This is a genomic window from Emticicia sp. (genome assembly GCF_049241225.1).
Lineage (GTDB): Bacteria > Bacteroidota > Bacteroidia > Cytophagales > Spirosomataceae > Emticicia.
Genome location: NZ_JBMLRC010000156.1, coordinates 1 through 4,637, shown reverse-complemented (window position 1 = coordinate 4,637; position 4,637 = coordinate 1). Strand labels below are relative to the sequence as shown.

At 39.6% G+C, this 4,637-nt stretch carries 4 protein-coding genes; 1 reads left to right on the top strand and 3 read right to left on the bottom strand.

The features are described from left to right. Nucleotides 1-3: 3 nt before the first annotated feature. Together ACOVO2_RS09145 and ACOVO2_RS09140 are read right to left on the bottom strand one after the other, a co-directional pair. Nucleotides 4-285, bottom strand: a complete 282-nt coding sequence (locus tag ACOVO2_RS09145; RefSeq protein WP_421769667.1) for a GNAT family N-acetyltransferase — start codon at nt 283-285, stop codon at nt 4-6. 146 nt (nt 286-431) lie between these two features. Beyond that, nucleotides 432-1,544, bottom strand: coding sequence for a DUF2911 domain-containing protein (locus ACOVO2_RS09140; RefSeq protein WP_421769666.1), 1,113 nt, complete (start codon nt 1,542-1,544; stop codon nt 432-434). A gap of 669 nt (nt 1,545-2,213) precedes the next feature. On the opposite strand from ACOVO2_RS09140, the gene ACOVO2_RS09135 reads away from it, so the two are divergent. Beyond that, nucleotides 2,214-3,956: a DEAD/DEAH box helicase gene (locus tag ACOVO2_RS09135; RefSeq protein WP_421769665.1), complete on the top strand. Its 1,743-nt coding sequence runs from the start codon at nt 2,214-2,216 to the stop codon at nt 3,954-3,956. 141 nt (nt 3,957-4,097) lie between these two features. On the opposite strand, the gene ACOVO2_RS09130 is transcribed toward ACOVO2_RS09135, so the two are convergent. After that, nucleotides 4,098-4,637, bottom strand: a 540-nt coding sequence (locus ACOVO2_RS09130) for a GIY-YIG nuclease family protein (RefSeq protein ID WP_421769664.1), incomplete at its 5' end; no start/stop codon positions are given.

Genomic DNA, 4,637 nt, shown 5'->3' with positions numbered 1-4,637 from the left:
TTTTCAAAACCTCACATCTTGAATTTCAGGTGTTCGCTCAAAGAGAGCTTTGGCAAACGGACAAAGCGGAAGAATTTTGAAGCCATTAGCACGAGCATATTCAACGCCTGCCATCACGAGCTTTTTACCAACGCCTTTGCCTTCAAATTCAGGGAAAACCTCCGTATGGTCAATGATAAATTTATTTTCTCCCGCCCATACATAAGTCATTTCGCCTGTAATTGTATCGTTTTCGATGGCTTTGAAGATACCATTCTTTGAGTTGTTTTCTTGTGTGATTTCCATAGTTTTATAAAATTGAAGTCTCTGATAGAAAAACAGAGACTTCTGTAAAATCATTTATTTGATAGAATAAATATATCGACAGTTTTCTACACCTAATAACTATAAAAGTAACACTTACTGTGGACTTATCGACAATTGACCGTGGACTAGTTAATATCTTTACCTTCTTTCAACTTGGCAATTTGTGCTTCTAAGGCTTTCTTGGCTGCTTCATTTGGTGTTTGTTTCAAGGCCATTTCGGCATATTTAACGGCATCCATAAATTTACCTTTGGCTGAATATCCACTCATCAAACCGCTATTTACGCCCAGCACATCGCCATATCTTTTCTGCGAAGCCAAAAATACGTCCATTGCTTTGTCGATACGTTTTTGCCCAATCAACTGACGACCATAAGTTGTATATTGATTAGCCGTGGCTATTTGCAAGGCTTCATTCATTACCGAATCTGCTTCCGAAATTCTATTTAATTTCTCGTAGGCCGTTGCTAAATTTCGCAATGTGACAAAAGTTATTTGTCCGCCAGTACCACTTACTGCTTTTTTGCTCCACACCAAAGCTTCTTCTAAATTGATATTTTTACTAAAACAATACTGTGCTGCCGACATCACAAGTATTGGATTGAAACCTTTGCGGCTTGTTAGTTCTTCTCTAATTCTGGCCAAAACTATGTTGTCAACATCTACATCAACTCTAAATGGCACCGAAACTTTCTCCCATTGCATGGCTATCACGCATGATTTTTCTTTGTGTTCAATAAACTCATATTTGAGCCATTCTACGCTTTTATCCAAAGCCACTGGTTTTACATTTACTCTCAACACATCATCTTTTTCGTCATAACTAAAGCTACCCCATGCTTCGGTTTGTTTCGAGAAGATAATTGTTACATTCTCAGCACCCATTGCCATGAAGATTCCGTAAGTACCAGCTTTAATGGGCTGGCCTTCAACTTTTACATCATGCTCAAACGTAATTGTCGTACACTCGTTTGCTCCTGCTCGCCATGGAGAATTGTTCTTACCAGTAGTAAAATTACCCGACGAAAAACCATAAGTTACGGGGTTGCCATCGCCAAAAATTTTGCCTTCACGCTTATTGACATCGGGGCGGCTGTATTTGATAGTAATAGACGTAATACCCACTTCTTCCGAAACGGTGGCTCTTGGATTATTGGCCGATGCAGGTAAATCTAATTGTGCTTGTGCAAGTTGAAGTATGCACAGTAAATTAATCGCTAAAAGGAGTACTTTTTTCATAATAGAGAAAGGATTGAGGGTGAAATAGTTGTTAAGTTTATATTATTCTCAGTTTTTTAGGCTTAAAGAAACCAAATGAAAAGTAAAAATAATATTTGTTGTGAAACTATTGATAATTACCTCCTAAAACATTGATAAGCTGTATGAAGAAATATAAAAATAGTTTAGAAGTTTCCGCTTCAAATACTTCCCAAATCTTCAACTGTATTCTTTTAAAAGCATAAATCAGAATTTTGTGTAAATATCTTTCATCCAAATAAAATTCTTTAATATTAGAAAAGTTATATATATTATCGTTTCAAGACTATTGTTGTTTTGCCGAGAAATACCTTATAAATAAGTATTTATATTGCCTTTTTGTCAATAAATATGAGGGTTTCGATAGCAGACTTTAGTGAGCCGTCTAAAAAAAATACAAACTTTCTTGCAAACACTTGCTTTATAAAAATATTGGCCGTAATTTTGCGTCTGTATTAAAAAAGGCACATCCGTTATCGGGCCTCTGCGTCAATAAAATCGTTTTGAAGTTTCTCTTCATTCAATTTCCTTTCAGGGCAGCAACGGATGGTTCTCATCGTTCGCTTTATCATTTTTTTTCGGCTATCGGGGCAATCCACGGTTTTGCGTGAGGACGACAGTGTACGTTCCGACTAAAACATTTTATCCTTAATGGAACAAGTAAAATTTTCTGACCTTCCAGTATCAGAGTACATCCTTCGTGCAGTTGAAGAAATGGGTTTTGAGTACACAACTCCAATTCAAGCACAAGGTATCCCAGTTGTAATGCGTGGTGGTGATTTCATCGGACAGGCTCAGACAGGTACAGGTAAAACAGCGGCATTTGGTATCCCTGCAATCGAAGCAGTTGATGTTGATAGCAAAAGCACGCAAGTATTAGTAATGTGTCCAACTCGTGAGTTGGCTCTCCAAGTAAAAGAACAAATCCAGAAATTAGCTAAGTACAAAAGAGGCCTCAACGTGGCTGCCATTTATGGTGGTGAGTCGTATGAGCGTCAGTTTTTGGCTTTGAAAAAAGGTTCACAAATTGTGGTCGGAACGCCTGGCCGTATCATGGACCACATCGACCGCAAGACCTTAATATTGAGCGATATTAAGTTGGCGATTTTAGATGAAGCTGACGAAATGCTTAACATGGGCTTCAGAGAAGACATCGAAAAAATCTTGTCTTTCGCACCAGAAGAGCGTCAAACAGTGTTATTCTCGGCAACAATGTCGCCAGAAATCCTTTCAATTGCGAAACGTTTCCAGAAAAATCCTGAAATCGTTCGTACTTTGAAAACAGAGGTTTCAAACGCAAACATTGAGCAGTTTTATTTCTCGGTTCGTCGTGAGGCGAAAATGGAAGTAATGACTCGTTTGATTGATGTGCATAACTTGAAATTGATGTTGGTATTTGCCAACACAAAATCAAAAGTTGATGAAATCGTAAGTGATTTGCAGATTCGTGGCTATGCTGCCGAAGGCTTACACGGCGATATGCGTCAGCAAGTACGTACGCAAGTAATGAGTAAATTCCGTGCTGGTACAACCACAATCTTGGTTGCAACCGACGTAGCTGCTCGTGGTATCGACGTATCGGGTGTTGATGCAGTATTCAACTACGATGTACCGCAAGATTTAGAATATTACGTTCACCGTATCGGTCGTACTGGCCGTGCTGGAAAGACTGGAAAAGCATTTATGTTTATTTCGGCTCGTGAGCGTGGTGCTTTGCGTGGAATCGAAAACTATACAAAAGCAAAAATCGAACAAGGAGTTATCCCGACTTATGCTGAGTTAGTGAAAACTCGTCACCAAAGATTTGTTGACCAAGTAAAAGAGACCCTTACAGCAGGTGTTGATGCTACTTACGATGGAATTATTGCACAATTGAGCGAAGAAGGTTATTCTGATGCACAAATCATGGCTGCTTTGATTAAAATGCAAGTAGGTGAAGTGAAGAGCGAATTTGCTGACCACCAATTATCTGATACTTTCCGTGAGGCAAGAGGTGGCGATAGAGATGCAAGATTTGGCGGAAACAGCCGTGACTCAAGAGCTCCATACGGACGTAGAGAAGGTGGTCGTGATGGCGGACGTGACGGTGGATTCCAACGTGAACGTCGTTTCGAGCCAAGAGAAAGACGTCAGGAAGGTGGACGTGGCTCAGGTAATGCCGACATGGTACGTTTGTTTTTGAGCTTAGGCCGCAAAGATAACGTTGCTCCAAATCATATTGTAGGTGCAATCACTTCAGAAACTCGTATTGCGGGTCGTGCGATTGGACAAATTGATATTTACGACAAATTTAGTTTTGTTGAAGTACCGCAAGCTGAAGTAAAGCGTGTATTAGAAGGAATGCAAGGCAAAACTATCAACGCTCGCCAAGTGAGCATGGAAGTTGCTAAGTAGTCGATAGTTTTTAGTCGATGGTCGATAGTAAAAAAGCGAAGTGAAAGTTTTTCGAGACTTTTGCTTCGCTTTTTTTGTTAAAATCAGGCCTTCGACTCCGCTCAGGCACCGATTTTAACCAAAAGCGTTTAGTTTTGCTGTTTATTCGAAAATATCTGGTCGTTGGGTCGAGTGATTCGGTGCCTGAGCGGAGTCGAAGGCAGCGTTCGAACAATGACTTTCATTTCGGCATTCTGCAAGTTTGTGTAATGCTTCAAGATTACCTTTGATTAAAGCTTCTTTCTTTTTTCTACTCCATTTTTGAATCTGTTTTTCTCTGAGAAAAGCCTCGTCAATTCTGTCAAACTCTTCATAATAAATAAGTTTTACTGGGCGATGCTTTCGAGTATGAATTGAACCCTCTCCATTTTGGTGTTGCTGAATCCGAAGTTCGAGATTGACAGTACTACCAGTATAATAGCTACCATCAAAACATTCTAAAATGTACATGAAGCCACGCATAAAGTTTTCAAAAGTGTTTTTCTTGATGCCTTCGGCTCCGCTTAAGCACCGAGAAAAATTAATGTTAAATTTTTGAGTCGTATTTATATATTCCAAGAGCGAAGTGATTCGATGCCTGAGCGGAGTCGAATTTTTGGTGCCTGAGCGGAGTCGAATTTTCGGTGCCTGAGCGAAGTCGAA

What these genes read in the sequence shown, in the direction of transcription:
- ACOVO2_RS09145 (WP_421769667.1), bottom strand. Translation starts at nt 285, where the DNA reads ATGGAAATCACACAAGAAAACAACTCAAAGAATGGTATCTTCAAAGCC.
- ACOVO2_RS09140 (WP_421769666.1), bottom strand. Translation starts at nt 1,544, where the DNA reads ATGAAAAAAGTACTCCTTTTAGCGATTAATTTACTGTGCATACTTCAA.
- ACOVO2_RS09135 (WP_421769665.1), top strand. Translation starts at nt 2,214, where the DNA reads ATGGAACAAGTAAAATTTTCTGACCTTCCAGTATCAGAGTACATCCTT.